Origin of the sequence: Pseudoalteromonas sp. Xi13 (assembly GCF_003952205.1) — a bacterium.
Classification (GTDB): Bacteria; Pseudomonadota; Gammaproteobacteria; order Enterobacterales; family Alteromonadaceae; genus Pseudoalteromonas; species Pseudoalteromonas atlantica.
The window spans coordinates 1,221,466-1,241,588 of record NZ_CP034439.1; the positions used below are offsets into that span (position 1 = coordinate 1,221,466).

Annotated in this window: 16 protein-coding genes; 9 read left to right on the top strand and 7 right to left on the bottom strand. The window is 40.3% G+C overall.

What is annotated here, in order from left to right; genetic code table 11:
• Positions 1 to 179 precede the first annotated feature (179 nt).
• The gene (locus EJ103_RS05525) at positions 180 to 2,315 is read left to right on the top strand and encodes a TonB-dependent siderophore receptor (RefSeq protein WP_126006448.1); all 2,136 of its coding nucleotides are present in this window, start codon (positions 180 to 182) and stop codon (positions 2,313 to 2,315) included.
• A 108-nt stretch (positions 2,316 to 2,423) separates the two neighbouring features.
• On the opposite strand, the gene EJ103_RS05530 is transcribed toward EJ103_RS05525, so the two are convergent.
• From EJ103_RS05530 to EJ103_RS05550, 5 genes are all read right to left on the bottom strand, one after another.
• Positions 2,424 to 3,503, bottom strand: coding sequence for a mechanosensitive ion channel family protein (locus EJ103_RS05530; RefSeq protein ID WP_126006449.1), 1,080 nt, complete (start codon positions 3,501 to 3,503; stop codon positions 2,424 to 2,426).
• A gap of 153 nt (positions 3,504 to 3,656) precedes the next feature.
• Positions 3,657 to 4,058: a DUF6691 family protein gene (locus tag EJ103_RS05535; RefSeq protein WP_126006451.1), complete on the bottom strand. Its 402-nt coding sequence runs from the start codon at positions 4,056 to 4,058 to the stop codon at positions 3,657 to 3,659.
• A 4-nt stretch (positions 4,059 to 4,062) separates the two neighbouring features.
• Positions 4,063 to 4,476 (bottom strand): YeeE/YedE thiosulfate transporter family protein, encoded by a 414-nt coding sequence (locus EJ103_RS05540; protein ID WP_126006453.1) that lies wholly within the window; start codon positions 4,474 to 4,476, stop codon positions 4,063 to 4,065.
• A 1-nt stretch (position 4,477) separates the two neighbouring features.
• Positions 4,478 to 5,737, bottom strand: a complete 1,260-nt coding sequence (locus tag EJ103_RS05545; RefSeq protein WP_126006455.1) for an outer membrane protein transport protein — start codon at positions 5,735 to 5,737, stop codon at positions 4,478 to 4,480.
• A 225-nt stretch (positions 5,738 to 5,962) separates the two neighbouring features.
• Complete coding sequence (locus tag EJ103_RS05550) at positions 5,963 to 7,387, bottom strand: sugar porter family MFS transporter (RefSeq protein ID WP_126006456.1); 1,425 nt, start codon at positions 7,385 to 7,387, stop codon at positions 5,963 to 5,965.
• Positions 7,388 to 7,817: 430 nt separating this feature from the next.
• Between EJ103_RS05550 and EJ103_RS05555 the strand changes: the two genes are divergently transcribed.
• Positions 7,818 to 8,825 (top strand): hypothetical protein, encoded by a 1,008-nt coding sequence (locus EJ103_RS05555; RefSeq protein WP_126006458.1) that lies wholly within the window; start codon positions 7,818 to 7,820, stop codon positions 8,823 to 8,825.
• A 93-nt stretch (positions 8,826 to 8,918) separates the two neighbouring features.
• Here EJ103_RS05555 and EJ103_RS05560 read toward each other — a convergent pair whose 3' ends face one another.
• Positions 8,919 to 9,413, bottom strand: a complete 495-nt coding sequence (locus EJ103_RS05560) for a dual specificity protein phosphatase family protein (protein WP_126006460.1) — start codon at positions 9,411 to 9,413, stop codon at positions 8,919 to 8,921.
• Positions 9,414 to 9,502: 89 nt separating this feature from the next.
• On the opposite strand from EJ103_RS05560, the gene EJ103_RS05565 reads away from it, so the two are divergent.
• From EJ103_RS05565 to EJ103_RS05575, 3 genes are all read left to right on the top strand, one after another.
• Positions 9,503 to 11,740 carry an exonuclease domain-containing protein gene (locus tag EJ103_RS05565; RefSeq protein ID WP_126006461.1) on the top strand — a complete coding sequence of 746 codons (2,238 nt, stop codon included), beginning with the start codon at positions 9,503 to 9,505 and terminating at the stop codon, positions 11,738 to 11,740.
• Between the two features lie 92 nt (positions 11,741 to 11,832).
• Positions 11,833 to 12,705, top strand: coding sequence for a hypothetical protein (locus tag EJ103_RS05570; protein WP_126006463.1), 873 nt, complete (start codon positions 11,833 to 11,835; stop codon positions 12,703 to 12,705).
• 62 nt (positions 12,706 to 12,767) lie between these two features.
• Positions 12,768 to 13,721: a hypothetical protein gene (locus tag EJ103_RS05575; protein WP_126006465.1), complete on the top strand. Its 954-nt coding sequence runs from the start codon at positions 12,768 to 12,770 to the stop codon at positions 13,719 to 13,721.
• Here EJ103_RS05575 and EJ103_RS05580 read toward each other — a convergent pair.
• Positions 13,705 to 15,051 carry a S8 family serine peptidase gene (locus EJ103_RS05580; protein ID WP_126006466.1) on the bottom strand — a complete coding sequence of 449 codons (1,347 nt, stop codon included), beginning with the start codon at positions 15,049 to 15,051 and terminating at the stop codon, positions 13,705 to 13,707. The two genes, EJ103_RS05575 and EJ103_RS05580, sit on opposite strands and share 17 nt — an antisense overlap.
• A gap of 140 nt (positions 15,052 to 15,191) precedes the next feature.
• Here EJ103_RS05580 and EJ103_RS05585 point away from each other — a divergent pair, with 140 nt between their 5' ends.
• The 4 genes from EJ103_RS05585 (at position 15,192) to EJ103_RS05600 (ending at position 19,815) form a co-directional block, all read left to right on the top strand.
• Entirely contained in the window at positions 15,192 to 15,683 is a 492-nt protein-coding gene (locus tag EJ103_RS05585; RefSeq protein WP_126006468.1) for an RNA polymerase sigma factor, read from the top strand.
• Positions 15,680 to 16,420, top strand: a complete 741-nt coding sequence (locus tag EJ103_RS05590; RefSeq protein ID WP_126006470.1) for a hypothetical protein — start codon at positions 15,680 to 15,682, stop codon at positions 16,418 to 16,420. The genes EJ103_RS05585 and EJ103_RS05590 overlap by 4 nt, the downstream gene beginning before the upstream one ends.
• A 25-nt stretch (positions 16,421 to 16,445) precedes the next feature.
• Positions 16,446 to 16,958: a hypothetical protein gene (locus EJ103_RS05595; RefSeq protein WP_054982240.1), complete on the top strand. Its 513-nt coding sequence runs from the start codon at positions 16,446 to 16,448 to the stop codon at positions 16,956 to 16,958.
• Positions 16,959 to 17,460: 502 nt separating this feature from the next.
• On the top strand, positions 17,461 to 19,815 hold the full coding sequence (locus tag EJ103_RS05600; RefSeq protein WP_164521611.1) for a TonB-dependent receptor: 2,355 nt from the start codon (positions 17,461 to 17,463) through the stop codon (positions 19,813 to 19,815).
• The last annotated feature ends 308 nt before the right edge of the window (positions 19,816 to 20,123 follow it).

Consider the following 20,123-nt stretch of genomic DNA (forward strand, 5'->3'; position numbering starts at 1 on the left):
TGGTTCAACACTATGCAAAGAGGTATATGGTTAAAAACCCCACAAAAAAGCGTTTAAGGCCCTATTTTGGCTACGGTTAATTCAAAAAATAAGGATGATTATGAAATTATTTGCATTGCACATAATAATGATAGTCGTTATCATTCGCGGCGTTTTATTCACCTCACCTCAGGATCGACATGTTTAACCAAAAATATTTGGCGCTCAGTATTGCTGCGTCTTTTTCTGCTTTTTCTAATGTGGCATTTGCCGAGCAAAATAACGAGATTGAAACAATAGAAGTAACTGGCCGCGCTCAGCAGTTTTACCTAGAAACCGAAAGTAAAATTGGTACTAAAACAGATTTAGATCTTATTAAATTACCGCAATCTGCGCAGGTATTAACTGAGCAACTTATTATTGACCAAGCCGCACGAGACATTACCGATTTATACCGCTCTATAGCAGGGGTAAGTGAGTACAGCTATTCAGGCGTTACTTTTCGTGGATTTAGAGACGACGCTAACGTATTTTACGATGGCGTGCGTGGCGACCCATACTCGGGCTTTGGTGTACCGCAGTTATTTAATGTAGCGCGCGTAGAAGTATTAAAAGGCCCAGCCTCTGCGTTATATGGTGGCGGTGAGCCAGGCGGTATGATCAACTACGTGACTAAAAAGCCTTCGTACACGCAAAGCAAAGAGCTAAAACTAACGCTTGGCAATTACAACACGCATGGTGCATCACTTGATATGACCGGCGGTTTAACGGACACCATGGCGTACCGTGTTGGTGGTTATTACGAGGAGCAAGACAGCTTTCGTAATAACGCAGATTCAAAAAACACAGAGTTTACCGGTGGTTTATTATTTGATTTAACAGATTCAACCACACTAACAACAAGTATTGACTACATCAAACAAGACTTAGGCGGTAACCGTTTACGTGGCGTACCTGTTGACGACAACGGTAATTTTTTAGTTGACCCAAGTTATAACGCAAACGAAGAATTTGACTACCAAGACATGGAAGCATTAGTGCTGCAAGCCGAGCTAAAGCATTACTTTAATGATGATTTTTCTGTAAGTAGCACACTACGTTACATGGATAATGAACGCGATCAAGCCTACCATGAGTCGCAAAGCTGGGTAGATGTAAACGGCGATGGTGAAGCAAACATTGATGACGAAACCATTAAACGCGAATACCGAAAGCAATACCGCGCTAACGAAGAAACAAGCTTAACCACCGACTTTGTTTATAGTTTTGAGCAAGACCAATTAACGCACCAAGTATTATTTGGCGGCGACTACCACATAGTCGATACGGAGTACGATTACTTACGTGCCCGCTATGAAGCAGACGGCGTGGCTAATTTAAACATATTTGACTTAAATTACGGCGAAACCGACCCAAGTACTTATAACCTTACCGACATGAACCGTGATGGTGTTGAAACCGACCGTTTTGGCGTATACGTACAAGACGTTGTGAGCATAGACGAACAATGGACTGTTATTGCAGGCCTGCGTTACGATTATTTTAAAGAGCTAAACAAAGAAACCGGTTACAGTTACTCAGATAACGATGTAACACCGCGCGTGGCTGTTACATACCAACCTGTTGAAAACACATCGGTATACATAAATTACTCAGAAAGCTTTAACCCCGCATCGTCGGGTGACCAAGAAGATGTAGAGGGCGAGGGTAATTTAACCCCAGAAACCGGTAAACAAACCGAAATTGGTATGAAAAACCAATGGCTTAATGGCAAAATTATGAGCACCTTTGCACTTTACCAAATTAATAAAGAAAACGTAGTAATGAGCAACCCAGACGACACTGGTGCGGGTGATGGCATTGCAGCACTTTTAAATATTGGTGAGGTAGAAAGCCGTGGGTTTGAAACAACGCTGGTGGGCGATTTAACCGAGCACTGGACGCTAACCGCTAACTACGCATATAACGATACATTAGTTGTTGAGGGTGTAACGGGCGATACTATTTCAAGCACCTACGGTGATGGCTCTCGCTTTGCTAATGCGCCGCGCCATCAGGCTGGTTTATGGTCGCGTTTTGCGCTTGATAACATAGATTCGTCTATTGCATTTGGTGCAAATTACGTAAGCGAGCAAATAAGCCAAGATGGCCAAAAAGTTAAACCCTTTACCGTATTCGACATGAGCTGGACTACCCGCTTTGACGATGTGTTATTAAGTGTAAATATCAATAATCTATTTGATAAAGAATACGCAGTAAGTGGCTTTAGTGAGCGAAACGGTCACTTTCCTGGCAGCCCACGTGAAATAGTAGGCCAATTGACCTATAAATTTTAAAACACGTTAGTAAACGGCTGCTTATGCTTTATTAAACCGCATAAAAGCGCGTAATTTTACGTGTAGTCAATAATTAAACCGAGGTAGGCATACGCTTATCTCGGTTTTTTAATGCTCAGCGTTATTAAAATTAGCCGCTTCTTGCGATGTATTAATAGCCGTAATAGGAAAGGGGATCACAATCCCCTCTTGGTTATAGCGTTTATGCAGCGCTTTAATAAAAGCAGATTTAACCCAAAATCGGTTAAAGTACTCTTTTGCGCGCAGCATTACGGTAAAATTAATACTTGAATTATCAAAGGTGTGATATACCACAAAGGTATTGTAATCATCAACGCCCCACTCATGGTCAATCAGTACTTGGCGCGCAACCTCAAGCGTTACTTGCTCTACAAACTCTAAGTCTGAGCTGTAATGAACGCTTACATCAACAGGTACACTCAGCTCTTTTTCGGGGTAAAAGTAATTAATAATACGCGATTTAGAAAGCTGACTATTAGGAATAATAATCATATTATTTGGCAGCATTTTAACCCACGTAGAGCGCCAACCAATTTTTTCTACAAAGCCTTGCTCCTTTGATTCAAGCTCAATAAAGTCCCCCACACGTATGGGTTTATCTATAACAAGTTGCACGCCCGAAAAAAAGTTTTCAAGGGTGGGTTGCAGGGCAAGTGCCACCGCCAGTGATGTAATACCTAGAGATGCAATGATAGGCGTAATAGAAATACCCAAGGTGCCCAATAAAACTAAAATACCAACCGATAAAACGCTTACCCTAATAACGCCTTTAATAATACTTTGCGAATTAAATAGCACTGCCGACTCTTTGCTGTAGTAATTAATAGTGCCGATAAAAAACCGGTCAAAAAATAAAATAATGGCGATTAAACCCAAAATAATATTAATGGTCGAAAACGAAATAAAGTGCGTAACAGGCTCGCCTTGTATTAAAAGGCCTTGCTCTATAATGGTGAGTAGCACAATTATTGTGCAAAGGGTGAGCGGTTTAGAAATTGACTCTATAAATAAACTGTCAAAAATAAACTTAGTATGAGAGGTCCACTTTTTGAGCCAGTACATTATAAAAAAGCGGATACAAAACAAGGCTATAGTTAATGTGACTAAGCAAATAGCAATAACAACCCAAGGCTGCTCTGTTAGGTTGTAAAACGTATTAACAGACATTACAGATCCCTTTTTTAAAAACTTAAAGGGTAAAGCAGCAAGTTATGTACCTAAACTAATAATTAGGTTAGGCAAGTAAAGAGGGATTAATTAAATGGGTTTAAACTGGCAAGCCTATACCTGCCAGTTTTAATGAAGGATAAAGAGTTAAATTTATACTTTTTTAGCTATCCACATACCGCCAAGTACGGCTGCAAAAAATAACCAAAACTCCATTTTAAGAGAGGTAAGTTGTACAAGGCCCGGGCCTGGGCATATGCCGCTTAACCCCCAACCTAAACCAAACAATACCGAGCCAATTATTAGCCGAGGGGTAATGTTTTTAACATCGCTTAAAGTAAACGTTTCACCAAGTAGCGGTTTCTCTTTTTTAGCTACCCAAAACCACGTAAGCATCATTATTCCCATAGCCACAGCCATAACAATAATTAAACTGCCATCCCATTGGTTTTGAAAATTTAAAAAGTTAAGTACTTTGTCAGGGTTTGTCATACCACTAATGATAAGCCCTAAGCCAAATATAAATCCTAAAATAACATGAATTAATGCTGTCATTTTTTTACCCTACTAGGTTTGCTGTAATTATAGCCACGGCCATAAATGTACATGTTGAAACCCACGAACGGGTAGAAAAGCGCGACATACCGCATACGCCATGACCGCTTGTGCAGCCGTTAGCTAAAGAGGTGCCCATACCAACAAGTAGCCCAGCTATAACAATAAGCACAGGGGATAAGCTCAGCTCACCTTCTAATAAAGACGGCGCAAATATACGCACTGAAATACCGGCTAATAATAGCCCTACAATAAAGTATAATTTCCAACGCGACTCAGACGTTTGCTTATTAAAAACAGATTTAACAATGCCAGATATACCGGCTATTTTACCGTATAAAACAAGTAATAGTGCGCAGGCTATACCTATTAAAGCACCACCTACAGCTGCAGCTATTGGCGTAAACTCTGTAACCATTTTAAATTCTCCAAACAACAGACATACCTAAGCCTGACTGCTCCATTTCAATTGATATTTGTTGATTTGGCGCTAAGTAGTTAGCACCCGATACTTTTTTAGCTGGCGAATAAAAAGCCATTGCATTTAATTGTACCGCGTTACTCAAAGAATGGCTAAAACCTGCAGTGAAATGCCATTCTTGCACACCTGGGGCTAAAATATTAAGTAAAACGTTTGAAGAAGGAATAGGTTGCTCTGTATAAGAAACCCCAAAACGAATTTTTTGCTTTGCTGTACGCTGCCATTGATAACCCAGTTTATAAATGGTCATATCGTCCCAGCCAAAGCCTGCACCCGCATCAGCACCCAGTGGAGCTGACATTAAATTATCAATTGGGTTAGCAATGCTTTTTACTTCACTGTAATTTATTTTTTGCCAATCAAATACAAGCTGGTTATTTGGTGTAATTTTATAAGCAGCGCCAATTTGAAGTGAACTCGGTAAATCAAACCCACCTTGCTCTGCAAACAACCCTTTATAGCTATCAAACTCTTGCATAGACACTGATGAGCGGTAACTTGCTCCCCAACTTAATGACGAGTTTATATTTTGGCTAATACCTAGTTGAATACCCAAACCCGTGCTGGTATCGGTACCATTATTAGTAAGCGCTTGTGGCGATTGCGAAAAAGGCGCAAAGTTTCCAAGCCCTGTGGCTTTAAATTGCTGCACAGCATAAATAGGCGATACACCAAGGCGTATTTGCTCGTTAAATTTGTAGCTTATTGTTGGGCTAATAAATAATTGCTTTAAATCTACGCCAGTCGTGCCAGCATAAAATGTGCCTTCAGGCTCTGAGTTGGCGCTGTAGTCGGTGTTCATACCGCCATTACCGTAAACTAATAAACCAATATTTACTTTGTCGTTGAGCTGGTGGCCAATAGCAAACTCAGGAATAGCAAATAAAGTGTTATCACTTTTTTGGGTTTTAGCTTGCAGGTAAAATGCGTCAGGGTAAAAGGTATCTACATCGGATGCTGAGTATTTTCGATCAGGAGAAAAAAGCTCTAAGCCCACAGATAATTGTGTGCCATTCGCTAAAAAGGTAGCAGGGTTATTAGCGCCAGACATTAACTCTTCAGATAGCGCAACACCCGCACCCGCCATGCCTTTGTGGGTCATGCCATAACCATGAGTAAAATACCCATTGGTAGCAAATGCGTTAAACGAACCTAGAGCAAAGGTAAGGGCCAAACCAGATACTAACTTATTTTTCATTTTGATAGACATTACGTAGTGGGAAAAGGCGGACAATAGCTAATTTTCTATACTCAAAAAAGGATTTTAAATCGATTACTTATAGTAAAAAGGAATATTAAGGGTGAGTAGTGAATCCAATATTTGGCGCAGTAATTACTTACGCCTTTTATACAACTATTGAATCAATCATTTAGCTAAAAAACACAAAGCGGTGAGAGGGTTCACCGCTTTTTATTAGGCTAATTACATAGACTCAAGTGTTTTACCACGGGTTTCTGTAATGTATTTAGCCACAAAAAATATACTTATAAGTGCTGATAAAGCATAAAAGCCGTACGCACCTGCAAGGCCAATATTAGCCAGCATAATAGGGAAGGTCATGGTAATGGCAAAGTTAGCAATCCATTGTGCGCTTGCAGCAACAGCAAGCGCTGCGCCGCGAATACGGTTATTAAACATCTCGCCTAATAACACCCACACAACGGGGCCCCAACTTAAGCCAAAAAATACCACAAATAAGTTAGCCATTATAAGCGCAAACGTACCCATGTTATCGCTAAGTGCAAGCTTGCCTGCTTCATCGAGGCCTGCGCTGCCAAATATATAAGTAAGCGCACTTAAGCTTATAAACATACCCACACTGCCCACTAGTAAAAGTGGTTTACGGCCAATTTTGTCAACTAGGGCAATAGCAATAAAGGTCGATACAATATTAGTAGTACCCGCTAATACATTTATAAATAGCGATTGCGACTCGTCAAACCCAGCTGCTTGCCAAAGCTCAGAGCCGTAATAAAATACCACGTTAATACCCACAAATTGCTGAAATACACTCAGCGCAACACCCGCCCAAACAATCGGGTGTACTTTTTTACTGCCATCAATAAATAAATCACGAATACTCGGCTTTTTATCGCTATGCAAAGAGCTTTTAACATCGCTTATTTGCGCATCAACGTTGTCGTTCGAAATTTTACTAAATACCGTTTTTGCATCGTCTACTTTACCTTGCGCCACTAAATAACGAGGCGACTCAGGAATAAACAACACACCCACTAAAAACAGTATTGCAGGCACCAGCTCAGCCCAAAACATCCAGCGCCAAGCGGCTATATCAAGCATTAAAATATTTTGCGCGCTGCCTGCTGCATCAGCAATTAAATAGTTACTTAAAAACGCAGCAAATAAACCTAATACAATAGCGAGTTGCTGAAGTGTAGCTAAACGACCACGAAGCGCTGGTGGCGCAACCTCTGCAATATAAGCTGGCGCTAATACCGATGCAGCCCCAATACCTAACCCACCAAATAAGCGGTAAAAAATAAACTCGGCCGAGCTTTCGCTAATGCCTGAGCCAAACGCGCTAATAGCAAAAATAATCGCGGTAATGATCATAATTGCACGGCGACCAAACTTATCAGCCAGCGGCCCCGCAGCAAGTGCCCCCACGGCGCAGCCTAATAATACCGAGGCTACATTAAAGCCTGTAGCCACACTGCTTGAATTAAAAGCATTACCGAGTGCCGATACCGTGCCGTTAATAACGCCCGAGTCAAAACCAAATAAAAAGCCACCAATAGCAGCCACGGCAGAGATAGAAATTACGTAAAAAAGAGAGGTGTTTTCAGCTGTGTTGGCTGAGTGGGAAGGCGGTGTGTGCGTTGTCATTATGTGCCCTGAAGTTAAATTGAATATAAAGGAGCATAATATCGTAAAGCGCTACGGCTGAATACATTTGTGCAGGTATAAAGGGGTCGGCGGGTATAAATAAAACCGTTTAAAGGTATTAGCTTAAAGGGATTAGATTTAATACTTTGAAATTAAGTAGCGCCTTTTAAATAACACATGCTGAATTTTAATAAACAATAATTTTGTATAGGAAGTGCCTGTTTTTCCGACATTACCGATCTGTACCTTTCGGTGTGCTTTTGCAATTACATAAACTGATATGGGGTTTAGTAATTGTTTACATGTGGTTATTTGGTGGTTAGAGTGAACGCACTATAAAATAGGGATATTAATCGGCCAAAATTGACAGATGTCGTAGGCTAAGTTGATAGGCTGTATTCTCAGTGCTCAATTCAATCAAGGATATAAAATGAATTTAGGTATTGGATGGTTACGGAAGTTTTTTGTTAATTATTTATGGCTAGGTGTTGTCATAGTTCTTATATCAATAATTATCGATGTGCATTACCCGGATAAAGGCTTTTTCCTACCCATATTAGTTAGTTTATTAAACTCTATTGGAATTGCTATTCTAATTGCATCTATTTTTACTTTTGCTTCTGGTACATCGCAATTTGTAGATAAAATAAAAGGTTTATTAGAAGACATTATAATTAAAAGGAATTTTTTAGGTAATATTGACTCAGAAGGCAAAAAAGAGGCTTTAAAATCACTAATTCAACCAACTATTAGTGAATCAAGTAAATATCCTAATATAGGTGACTATTATGGTCACTTTATAAATAAAACTTTAGAGATAGGCACAAAATCAGTCCGAAGTAATTATCAAATTGCTGCACGTGTATTTGTTGACGAGATACAAAGTAGGTTAGCCATAAGTAGTGTTTATAGTTATAGAGTCTATCCATCTTCTGATGGATTTCAAAGAATCACTATTGGGTTTCAAGAAGGCCTTAATGGTCCTTCTCAATGTCATCATGTAGCCATTAGCACACCTGATGGTAAACGTAAGTTAATCGATAAATTTACGTTTGAGGAAAAGAATGATGGTGGTGATATTAGTAAAATCACATATGTAAACACAGATGATTTTGATGAACAACCTCACTTAGATGTTGAGCTTAAAATTACAGAGTACGGCTCTGATCATTGGGCTTTAATTGATTTTAAAGCGTTACAACCAACAGATGGTTTTAAGTTTATTTTACACTGTGCAGATGATATTGAAGTACAAGAACATTGTATTTTTGTTGTGGGGGCTAATTATTATTTAGATATATCAGATGACAAAAAGGAAATTTCAATTAATTGTAATCAATGGATTAACGAAGGTTCTGGTTTAACCGTCTTGGTATCAGATCCTCAAGATCAAAAGCAAAATAAGTCATCATTAAGCACTGTAGGAAAAACTGCCTAACGAGTGATTAACCCCATCAATTGCTAACACATAACTAGCATTGAAAATATCTTTAGCACTAATCATAGTGCTAAATCTTCCCCAACCTCTGTCTTACACCTCAAAATTCTCAAAGTATTCTTTTTGCAATTCTATAGTGAGCGCTTTAGGGCGAATGCCTTGTACTAGGCTGTATACCTCTTCTTTTGTGTAACCTGCCGAATTTAAAATAAGTGCAGCCACCAACCCTGTGCGGCCAGTGCCGCCTTTACAATGTATGGCAATGGTTTGTTTGTGTTGTATGGCTTGTAATATGTCGGTTTTGTGGGTGTTCCAGCTTGATGTAAAAGGCTGTTTGGGTGCTTCGTCGTCATTTATAGGTAAATGAAACCAGGTTATACCGTGCTTATTACACTTGCTATTAATTGTTTCTACATTATTTTTTTCAAGCTCATTTTGCGGCATAAGTGAAAGCAGCATGTGAGTGTCAGCGGCTTTTAATGTGGCAATTGAATCCGCTAGGTTTTGTGTTTTTGTACCAGGGCAAGGCGTAAAAATAATATTTGCGCCGTTATTGAGTGATAAAACATCGTATGGGTGCGCGCTCATGGTAAGTCCTTTATTTTTAATAAATTTACTTTTATACGCTCACTATAGCGTGTTTTAGTTACAAGTTTAAGATTGAATAATAAGCACAAATGCTAGATACTGTTTTTATATACAGTTGTGGCGATGTTATGAAAAAAGAATTACCAGCAAAATACTATTTAGCGCATTTTAGAGAGCTTATTGAGTTTGTAACAAGTAAATGTATGCATTTACTTGAGCCCAAGCACAGCCAATTTATTAGTAAAATTAACCAGCTAGATGAGCAAAGCCAATGCATGTTGGCACGTGTGTATTCGCGCAAGCCTTATTTAGTGCAGGCGCAATCGCTTAATTATGAAGAAATAACCTCGCCGCATCAGGCTATTTATACGCTAAAAACAGCGGGTATTTTATATGAGCCAAACGCGCAGCATTACAAGCTACTTATAGCGCATTTAACCAAGCCCATGCTGGTGGAGCTACTAAGTAATTATAGCGAGCAAGTAAGCTTTAAAAAAAGTGCACCTAAAGGGGAGTTGGTCACTATTGCGTGCCAATTTTTTAGTGAGCGCGCAGATGATTTAGCCCCTTTATATAGCCAATATGTGATAAATAACCGTGAAGATTATTACGAGTATTTTGAGTTTTTATTTGCAGGGCGCTTAAGTAGTGGCGATGTAAACCATCAAAACCGTTTTGTTATGCGAGATTTAGGATTGACCGCTACCCGCGAAGGGCACAGCGAGAGCTTGTCGCGCTTTAATACACTCGCTGAGGCGCAATCTAATTATGTTTTAAACCGTTACCGTTTAGCGTTTAAAAACATTGGCAAAACAGCCGGTACTGCAAAAGCTGAAACCTTGGATGACATAACGCCTTACACCGAACTTGCGCATTTAGTTTTAGCGCAACCGGCGCACGGTGCACAAGCGCACGATATTAAAAACAAACTGCTGGTTAGGCTGTATAAACAACTTAAAAATACCGATAGCAAACTTGCCTTTAGCTTACTTGAAGGCTGTACCGATTACGCCGAAGCCCAAGAAATTCAAATAAGAGAGCAATACCGTTTAGGTAATAAAGAGTGGGTGAAAGCACAGCTAGAACAAATAATAGAAAACCCGCTCACCGACGATTTACTGTACTTTGCTGATGACTTTTTAATGCGTAAGTTTAATAAACAAACGCGTTCGCGCTTAAGCACTATGCTAGCCGACACCCAATGTGTGCTGGAAATTGACGAAATTTACCGAGGCGATGTAGAGCAAGGCGTAAATGAGCATTACACCGCAAAAGGGTTAACGGTTTTTAATACCGAAAACACCTTATGGCAAAGCTTATTTGGTTTAGTATTTTGGCACGAGTTGTTTATAGAGTCGCCATACCCGCCGTGTAATGAATTTGATATTTACCCGCAAGTTTTACAGCTTGGTAATTTTTATGAGGCACAAAGCACGCAAATTAACGCACGTTTAAAAAGCTGTAGTACTAATCAGGCGCTGCTGAATTTGGTATGTAAACATGCAGCGCAATACTTTGAGCAGCCCAACGGTTTATTTAGATGGCGCAGCAATTTATTAGAGCCACTAGAGGCGCTTATTTTAAACAGCCCGCTTGAAGCTTTAATTGCGCATTTAACGGCCATGAGTAAACAGTATTTACAGCTAAAAGACGGCTACCCCGATTTAATGGTTATTAATAATGGGCAAGTACATTTTGAAGAGGTAAAAGCCCCGGGCGACAAGCTTAGGCGCAACCAACTTACCACTATTGATAATTTAAAAAATGTAGGCTTTACGGTACATATTGCCGCAGTTAAATGGTTTGTAGACCCTAACCGTGTTTACAGCGTGGTTGATATAGAAACCACGGGCGGCTTAAAGGGTGGTAACCGCATTACCGAAATTGGCATAGTTAAACTGCAGCACGGTAAAGTAATAGATACCTGGACGACACTTGTTAACCCGCAGCGCCATATACCCGGCTTTATTACTAAGCTAACCGGCATAAGCGATGGCATGGTTTACAACGCACCTGTATTTGCCGAGATAGCACAGCCACTACTAGAAAAACTCGCAGGCAGTATTTTTGTAGCCCATAACGTAAACTTTGATTACGGTTTTATAAAAAAAGAGTGCGAGGTTGCAGGGCACTTTTTTAAAATGCCAAAAATGTGCACCGTGGTTGAATCGCGCAGAGCGTTTAAAGGGCTAAAGTCGTATTCGCTTGGTAACCTTAGTGCGCATTTTAATTTAAATTTAACCAGCCATCACCGCGCATTGGCCGATGCAACTGCCACTGCTGAGCTATTATTGCTGATACAAAATAGTGAAACGCTCATGCAGTAGCGTATTATTATAAATTTTTAATTTATTTTGGAATAAAGTGTTTTTGTAAATCGTCTTCTTTATGTCAATCCGACAAACTAGAGGACAAAACAATGACTAAATTAAATAAAATTGTAAGCGTAATGATGTTAAGCGGTGTGTGTACTTTTACAGGTGCTGTGCACGCCGCTGATATTGAAATATCTCAGTCAATGTCGGCGCAGCAACAAACATCTACATCTATTGCGCTTTCACAAAACGGTTTAACAGCCAGTGGTAGCAATAACACAAACGTATCTAACGATACACAAGTAACGGCTGATGACTCGCAAGATACAGATCCAACGGCGAATAATACGCAAACTCCAGCGCAAGAAAGCAGCGAGGCCGCAGAGCCTGCAAATTCATTAGTTGCATCTGCCAGCTCATCTTTAAATAACTCATTGAACGCATCGGCTTCGTCTTTAAATGCTGCAAGCAATACCGCAGTCAATACAGCGCTTGATGCAACAACGCAGTTAACCTCATCGGCGAGTAATTTAACAACCGCTGTGAGCCAGTCGTCATTACTTTCTTTTACTTCTGAGCAAGCCGCTCAGACAGACACTACCGATACACCATCAGATGCCTCTTTACTTTCAAATGTGAGTAGCGCTACCGATTCAGTAACACAAGCTGATGCAACAAATGCGGGTGAGCTTACAAACCAGTTAGCAATTACTAATACGGCTGCAAACTCAGTGAGTTCTGCACTGCAAGTGGGTGATGCAATTAATACCAGTAATGAAGTAGTAAGCAGTGTTCAGCAATCTTTAATTGCCAGTGTGCAAGACAGTACGGTTAGTAGTTTACAAAGCACGGTACAGCAAAGTGTTAGCGGGCAGGTGAGTGCAGCGGTCACTGATCAAATTAGTAACGATGTAGCACTTAGCGCCGCAAGTGAAGTAGTAACCAACATTACTAACGATTTAGACCTAGGGCTTTAATACGCCAAGTGCTTGCACAAATGCCGAATGGGGAAACCTATTCGGCCTGTTGGAGAATAAATATGAAAGCAGTTATAACCGCCACTTTATGTGTTTTTAGTGCCCAAGCGGTGCTTGCTCAAACCAACCACATTAAAACAGCTGAGCAAAATAAGCCCTTTAAAAGTAGCTTTGAGCTAAATGCTGATGCTGAAGTTGGGATATTAAGTAACTCGGCGCTCTCTGTTCAAGAGCTTGACGATATTTCGTCGCAAAGCGACAGCGGCATCAAAACCGCAGCCGGTGTTAATGCTAAATGGCAAGTAACCAAAAGCGCTAAATTAACCTCAAGCTATAAGTTTGAAAAACAAGACTACGATGAATTTGATCAATACGATTTAGACCTGCATCAATACGGTTTAGATGGCAGCTACAGCTTTAATAGCCATGAGGTAGGGGTTCGTTACGATGGTGCAAAAGCAAATGTAGATGGCGATACATTTTTACATTTTAATCAAGCCAGCGCCTACTATGGCCATTTTTTAAACCCGCATACGTATTTGCGTATGAGTGTAAAAATCAAAGCTAAACGTTTTGCTACTGCAAAAGCACGTAATGCCGACGGCGTAGGCGGCGATGTAGCGCTTTATCATTTTATAAATAACGGCCAAACCATGCTAATGGCAGCGCTAAGTGCCGATAAAGAAAACGCCGACGACAACCAATACGACTTTAACGGCTACGGTTTTACTACTAAAGTTACGCACAAATTTACGGCCTTTAATATGGCTAACAAAGTGGGGGCAGGTTGGCGTTATCAAAATAAAGATTACGATGAGCAAACAACGGATGATTTTTTTGAGCAAATACCGTCGCGAGATGAGCACAGAAATGTAGTTAATGCGTTTTATAACCTAGCTTTATTTGAGCACGTGACACTCATAGCCGAGGCTGAATATGGCGATTATCAATCAAAGCTTAGTAGCAATACCTATACGCAATCTGTTTTATCGGCGTCAGCTAAAGTGCACTTTTAGGTGGGTAAATGGCGCCATAACCAAAGGTGGTATCTTTGCCTTGCTCGCCTAAGTCGACGGCCAGCGATGTAAGCTCGTTTAGTGCTTTGGTTTTATTATTACCATGCTTTAACAATAAACAACTTAATGCCGCGCTTACATGCGGCGCCGCCATTGACGTACCCGACTCCCTTCCAAATTTTCCATTGCCTTGGCTTGTAACAACATTTACACCAAGGGCTGCAAAGTCTATGTAATCGCCTTTATTTGACCATCTATAAATTTGGTTTTGTGAATCAATAGCACTTACCGCTATCACGCTTTTATACGCAGCTGGGTATAACGGCTGCGACGCCGGCCCTTGGTTACCTGCAGCAGCTACAATTAATACCTTTTGTTTTATTGCTGCAGTAATACTTGCTTCTAAAATTGCGTTATTTGGCCCCGTTAGGCTCATATTAATTACGGGTATTTTATTACTTACTAACCAGTTAAGTGCTTCTACTATGGCAAATAATGTAGCCCCTTGAGCATATTCAGATTGCCTATAAAACACCTCGGCACTGTAAAGCTTGGCACTGCCTAAAAGCGGGCTAAGTTTTGCGTCTTTACCTGTAATTAGCCCTGCAATGGCGGTGCCGTGTAAATGTGGCGAGCTTAACCCTTGTGGTAAAAAGCTTTGCGTAGTGATATTTGCACCTTCAAAAGCACTGTGTTTGGTATTAATGGCGCTGTCGATCATGCCAATTTTTACGCTTTGTGTGCAGTAAGGGGCAATAGAGTTATTTGGTGTTACTTTTTCGGTAGGCTCGCCTGTTTGCGCTTGGTATATGTGGTTTCGGTCAAGTATTGCAGACTCATCTAAGTTAAGCGCTTTTAATAACTCACTTTTAGAATTAACACCTTGGGGCACGTTAAAACGCACTAAGCTCATGTTAAGTGCGTTGTAATTTTTTACCGATACAATGGTTACATTTTGCTGTTTTAGGGTATTAAGTTGTTGGCTATTTGCCATTAATAACCATTGGCGCTCTATTGCTCTAAAGCCGTTTTCTAGCTCTACTTCAACAAATGCGGTGTTTTGGCTATTTATATTAATGTTAAGCACATTGGGTAAGCTGCTAATTGGCTCACTAATTTGCGCTTTTAGTTCATCAATTGAAACTTGTGGTACAGGCACCGGAAGTGGCAGGCGTTGTGCCCGCTCTATTGTTTGCTCAATACGCTGCTCTATTGGGTTTAACTGCCCAAGCACTTGATCGACTCTCACTATATTGGCAGAGCTCGTTACGCTAAATATGCAAAGCGAAGTGGCTATTATGTGTTTAACGCGTGTGTTTTTAATATTCATAGTGGGTTACTTCTATTAAATTTATCATGCTGCTTAGTTAACGTTTAACACATAGAAATATTTCATTATTCAAATTATTTTGATTCTTTGGGAATAAATGTTTTTTTGAATCGTCTTCTTTATAAAAGGGGTAAAAATCAATGAACGAAACTCTAAAAACCTTATTGCCCATGCTTAGGCGCTTTGCCTATTCGCTAACGGGTAGTAAAGCAGATGCAGACGATGTAGTGCAAATAACAATTGAAAAACTATTAGTAAAAGGCATTCCGGATGACGTTGAGCCTGCTAAATGGGCGTTTAAAATTTGCCGCAATGTGTGGATAGACGAATACCGCTCGCGCAAGGTAAGACAAAATACGGCTCAGGCCGATGTTTTACCAGAGCCAATTACAAGTAATGAGCACCAAACACTCGAAAACAATCAAATGCTTAAAAATGTAAATATTGCACTTGGGCAATTACCCGAAGAGCAACGCGCCATTGTATCGCTGGTGGCAGTGCAGGGCATGGCCTATAAAGAAGTAGCACATACACTCGATATACCTATAGGCAGTGTAATGAGTAAATTATCGCGAGCACGCAGTACACTTTATAATTTAATAAAACCCGACTTTAAAAAGGAGCAAGTATGAACATTAACGACGAAACACTTAGCGCCTTTTTAGACTCAGAGCTAAGCGAGCACGAAATGGAGCAAGTGCGCAAAGCCCTTGAAACCGATGATGAACTAGTAATGCGACTTGCAGAGCTAAGCGAAGTAGACATGCGAGTAAAAGAGCACGCAACAAGTATTGATGATGCACCCCTTAGTGAATCATTAGCTAAAACGGTTGCAAAGCTTGATACAGCAACGACAAAAAACACGTTAAATAGCAATGTAGTAACGTTAACGCCTTGGCAAAGGGTTAAGCAGTCGGCTAATAAAAGCTTAGCAATCGCTGCAAGCGTTGCCGTGGTATTTGGTATTGCAATGACGAGTTATTTACAACCCAATGAGTCGCAAAATTTAGTAGCTAGTAACATAGCATCAGCACTTAATACACAGCTAAGTAGTGGTGAGTATAAGCAAAGTGATGGCTCAGTATTTAGCGCGCAGCTTAGCTTTAAAAATCAGCAAGGTGAGCTTTGTAGGCAGTATGCGCTAAGCTCAAACAATACCATGCAAACAAGCATTGCTTGTAAAACGCAAAGCGGTTGGCAAATAAAAGCGCAAACAGCCGCGCAGCAAAGTGATAATGGCGCGCAATATCAAACGGCGTCTAATAACAGTGAGTTAGATGCTGTTATAGATAGCATGATCAGCGGCGCACCACTAGATAGAGCGCAAGAGCAGCAAGCAATTAGTGCAAAGTGGCAGTTAAACCAATAATAGTTTTTATAAAACGAGGTGAATAATGAAAACATCTATTTTAATTATCAGTATTTTACTTATGGCGGGTTGCGCATCTAAACCCGACTACCGCCCAGCTAATAATGGCTCACAAGGTTATAGCGAGCAAAAAATTAGTGACGATCAATACCGCGTCGAGTTTAAAAGTGTGTCAAACAACGTAGCCGATGCCGGTGACTATGCATTGTTACGCGCGGCTGAGCTTACCCAAGCGCAAGGTTACGACTGGTTTGTTGTAACAAATAAAGAAACCTTTGTTGAGTCTAAATCGCAAGCGCCCGCGTCATCTATTAGTGCATCACACAGCCAGCAATATGAGCGAAACTGCGGTTTATTAACCTGCGAAACACGCGTACGCCCGAGCAATAGCGTAGGCGTACAAGTGAGCAACAATGATAAACGAAAAGAAGTACACACCCTGATTGACATTAAAATGGGCAAAGGTATTAAACCCAGCGACAACAGCTATAGCGCACAAGACTTAATTGAAAACTTAAGCAAAAAGACACAAAACTAATTATGAGAATAGTTATTAGCTGTTGTTATTCTACATGTGAGTATATTTCAGCTACACACTTACGGTCTAACCTTTAGAGACAGTGGGCACTTAATTATTAGTCGGTTAGGTGCCTACTTTAAATGTGATTACACACCCCTTGGACTTCGGAGTCTTTTAATCTGTATTTTCTCTACCATACTTCTTTCTTTGGTTGTTATTGTTAAATTAAACAGATCAAACCAGTGCTTTAAAGAATAAACTTGTAAATTAACTTTATAATTTTAAAGGGGATTATTTTTATTTAAATACGCTGCTTCGTTTTTAGTGTTATGAACATGTAAAACTTTTACATAATCTTTATTGCATTCGAATGCAAAAAGCGATAGTTTTTATAAGTCGAAAAAATAGGCATTTAAATCGCGCTTTTAATCATTATAAATACTTAAAATTCGGTTGCGGGTTATTTAGCCCTTAAATGCTTAATAAAATAACTTATATCAACAGGTGGAGAATTAATCTCATGGCCGCACATATTTTACGTAAAACACTTATTTTTGCTGCAGTAAACACGGCGATATTGGGCTCAGCCTCGGTATACTCGCAAGAGGCAAAGTTAAACCCTAACAAAGAGTTGGAGGTTATTTCGGTTACCTCTACTAAGCGTGTTAAAAGTATTCAATCAGTGCCGTTGGCTGTGACCGCTGTATCTGCTAAAGATTTACTAGAAAATGGCGTTACTGATATTTTAAACCTTGATAGCTTAGCGCCAGGGTTAAAGTCGGGTGTGTCGGGCAGTGATGCTCGCCCAGCTATGCGCGGTGCTAGAACAGAGCAAGTAGAGGCTAACGATGTTGCCATCGCGTTTTATTCTAACGGTGTTTATCGTCCTCGTCACGGGCAGGCGCTTGCTGGGTTTGTTGATTTAGAGCGTGTTGAAGTATTGCGCGGGCCACAAGGTACATTGTTTGGTCGTAACTCATTTGGTGGTGCGATTGATGTTATAGCTAAAAAACCAGAGCTAGATATTACCGAAGGCGGTATGGCCGTTACATTTGGTAATTATGGTCATTTACGTGGTGAGGGCTTTTTTAATGCAGCGCTTACTGATGATACCGCGGTGCGATTTACTGGCGTTCGAGAAATAAGAGATCCCTACGTTGAAAATACATTTAATGAAGATGCAGGCTTAAAAGATGCTGATATGTATTTTTTACGTGGCCAAGTTTTTACTGAAATTAACGACGATATAAATTTAAATGTAAAAGTAGAAACGTGGCAGGATGAATCAAATGGCGGCGGTGCTTTTGGCTACCATATTTTAGGCGTTCCTATAAATCCTGCAACGGGTAAAACAAGTTTGTCGGCACCATTAACTGAGCGAATTGGTCGTGACGATGTGTGTGGTAGTAATTGTGGCCGCTTTGGCGCAGGTTTAGATAACGCTGCAACACCTGGGCTTGATACCGCACAGGCGGTATCGTCAGACCCATTTACTCAGCAGTTTGACTATAAACCATCGCGTGATGTAAGTGATGTAAGCATTAGTGCAGAGCTTAACTGGTCATTAGAGTCGGTAGATTTGAAAGTGATTGCAGCCTCAATGGATTACGAAGAAACGCGCCTTACTGATGGTGATTTTTCGACTTATGCAACCACGGTTGATGGCAATGCGATTGAATCAAAAACAAACTCGTTAGAAGTGCAGGTTAGCTCAACGTATGAAAGCGACTTTGAATGGGTAGCGGGTATTTATTTGCTCTCAGAAGATTTAGACAACGCATTTTTAAATGGCAGCTATGGCGCTGTGGTTGATAATGTGCCAGATACAACGCAACCCCAAGAATTTCAGTACGCGTCGTGGTTAAATCAAATTCAGTTAGAAACAAGATCAGCTGCGGCCTACTTTCAAGGTAATTACACATTTAATGATGATACACGCGGTATAGCCGGCATTAGGTATACAAATGACAGCCGTGAGTGGGATATTTACGGCCAAAACCCAGATAACTTAAGCACGCTCGATTTTTCTGTACTTGAGGTTGATAACGCAGACGATGATTGGAGTAAAGTAACCTGGAAGCTAGGCCTTGAACACGATTTGGCAAGTTCTCAACTGCTTTATGCTACAGTTTCTACAGGCTTTTTAGCGGGTAACGCACAGGGCGCTTTTAATGGTGAAGATAGCTACGATGAGCAAACAGTAACGGCTTACGAGCTTGGCTTTAAAAGCATGCTGCTTGATAATTCATTAAGATTTAACGCTTCTTTATATTACAACCAGTACGAGGACCTACTTTCTACTCGTTTTCAAAACGTGGGTGGTACGGCGGTGTCGTTTTTTGGTAATGCCGGGGAAATTGATGCTGCAGGTCTTGAGTTAGAAATTGATTGGCAGGCAAGTGATGCATTGCGCCTAGGGGCACGCGCCGCGTTTACAGACTCAACGTATGGCGACTTTGTTACGCCAAATGTATTTGAAGAGGGTGGAGAGACCATTAATGGCGTGGATAACTTACTGCAACTAGATGGTAATGACGTGCAGCTAAGCCCTAAATACAATATTACACTATTGGCCAGTTATGAGTTTGATTTAGGTGATAAAGGCCGCGTTGTGCCTGCTACCAGTATTCAATTATCGGATTCGTATACAACCAACGATTTGCCTTTTTCATTTGGTACTCAAGAAAGTTACCAAAAGTACGATGCTAGCCTTGCATGGTATTCGGCAGATAATGAGTGGTCTGTACGTGCGTATGTTCAAAACGCAGGAGATGAGCTTATATTACTTAGGACAGTCCGCTTTGGTGGTAATGTGGCTGCGGCCGATTATGCTAATCCTCGCACTTATGGTGTAAGGGTAGGCTATAACTTTTAGGCATTTTTCAATAATGTATTTTAAGGTTTAAGTAAAAGTGTAAGTTTGTGCATTTTGCTAAAATATAGCATTGAAATTTTAAATTAAACAATCGCTTACATAGAGCCAGTAATAAATTATTACTGGCTTTTTTTGTGTTTCGAAATCACTTTATTTTAATTTTAATATATTGTTTTATTTAGGTTAATTTCGATAAGGTTATTATTCGAGCAAAAAGTTGTTGATCTTTTTGACTTCGAAGTCTATTTTAGATCCATGCATTTTCAATTGATACAACTTGTTTACTGTAATAATTGAAAATGTAGGTT

Coding starts and splice junctions, on each gene's coding strand:
- EJ103_RS05565 (WP_126006461.1), top strand. CDS start 9,503: ATGCTAGATACTGTTTTTATATACAGTTGTGGCGATGTTATGAAAAAA.
- EJ103_RS05590 (WP_126006470.1), top strand. CDS start 15,680: ATGAACATTAACGACGAAACACTTAGCGCCTTTTTAGACTCAGAGCTA.
- EJ103_RS05535 (WP_126006451.1), bottom strand. CDS start 4,058: ATGACAGCATTAATTCATGTTATTTTAGGATTTATATTTGGCTTAGGG.
- EJ103_RS05525 (WP_126006448.1), top strand. CDS start 180: ATGTTTAACCAAAAATATTTGGCGCTCAGTATTGCTGCGTCTTTTTCT.
- EJ103_RS05560 (WP_126006460.1), bottom strand. CDS start 9,413: ATGAGCGCGCACCCATACGATGTTTTATCACTCAATAACGGCGCAAAT.
- EJ103_RS05540 (WP_126006453.1), bottom strand. CDS start 4,476: ATGGTTACAGAGTTTACGCCAATAGCTGCAGCTGTAGGTGGTGCTTTA.
- EJ103_RS05550 (WP_126006456.1), bottom strand. CDS start 7,387: ATGACAACGCACACACCGCCTTCCCACTCAGCCAACACAGCTGAAAAC.
- EJ103_RS05600 (WP_164521611.1), top strand. CDS start 17,461: ATGGCCGCACATATTTTACGTAAAACACTTATTTTTGCTGCAGTAAAC.
- EJ103_RS05595 (WP_054982240.1), top strand. CDS start 16,446: ATGAAAACATCTATTTTAATTATCAGTATTTTACTTATGGCGGGTTGC.
- EJ103_RS05585 (WP_126006468.1), top strand. CDS start 15,192: ATGAACGAAACTCTAAAAACCTTATTGCCCATGCTTAGGCGCTTTGCC.
- EJ103_RS05580 (WP_126006466.1), bottom strand. CDS start 15,051: ATGAATATTAAAAACACACGCGTTAAACACATAATAGCCACTTCGCTT.
- EJ103_RS05575 (WP_126006465.1), top strand. CDS start 12,768: ATGAAAGCAGTTATAACCGCCACTTTATGTGTTTTTAGTGCCCAAGCG.
- EJ103_RS05570 (WP_126006463.1), top strand. CDS start 11,833: ATGACTAAATTAAATAAAATTGTAAGCGTAATGATGTTAAGCGGTGTG.
- EJ103_RS05530 (WP_126006449.1), bottom strand. CDS start 3,503: ATGTCTGTTAATACGTTTTACAACCTAACAGAGCAGCCTTGGGTTGTT.
- EJ103_RS05545 (WP_126006455.1), bottom strand. CDS start 5,737: ATGAAAAATAAGTTAGTATCTGGTTTGGCCCTTACCTTTGCTCTAGGT.
- EJ103_RS05555 (WP_126006458.1), top strand. CDS start 7,818: ATGAATTTAGGTATTGGATGGTTACGGAAGTTTTTTGTTAATTATTTA.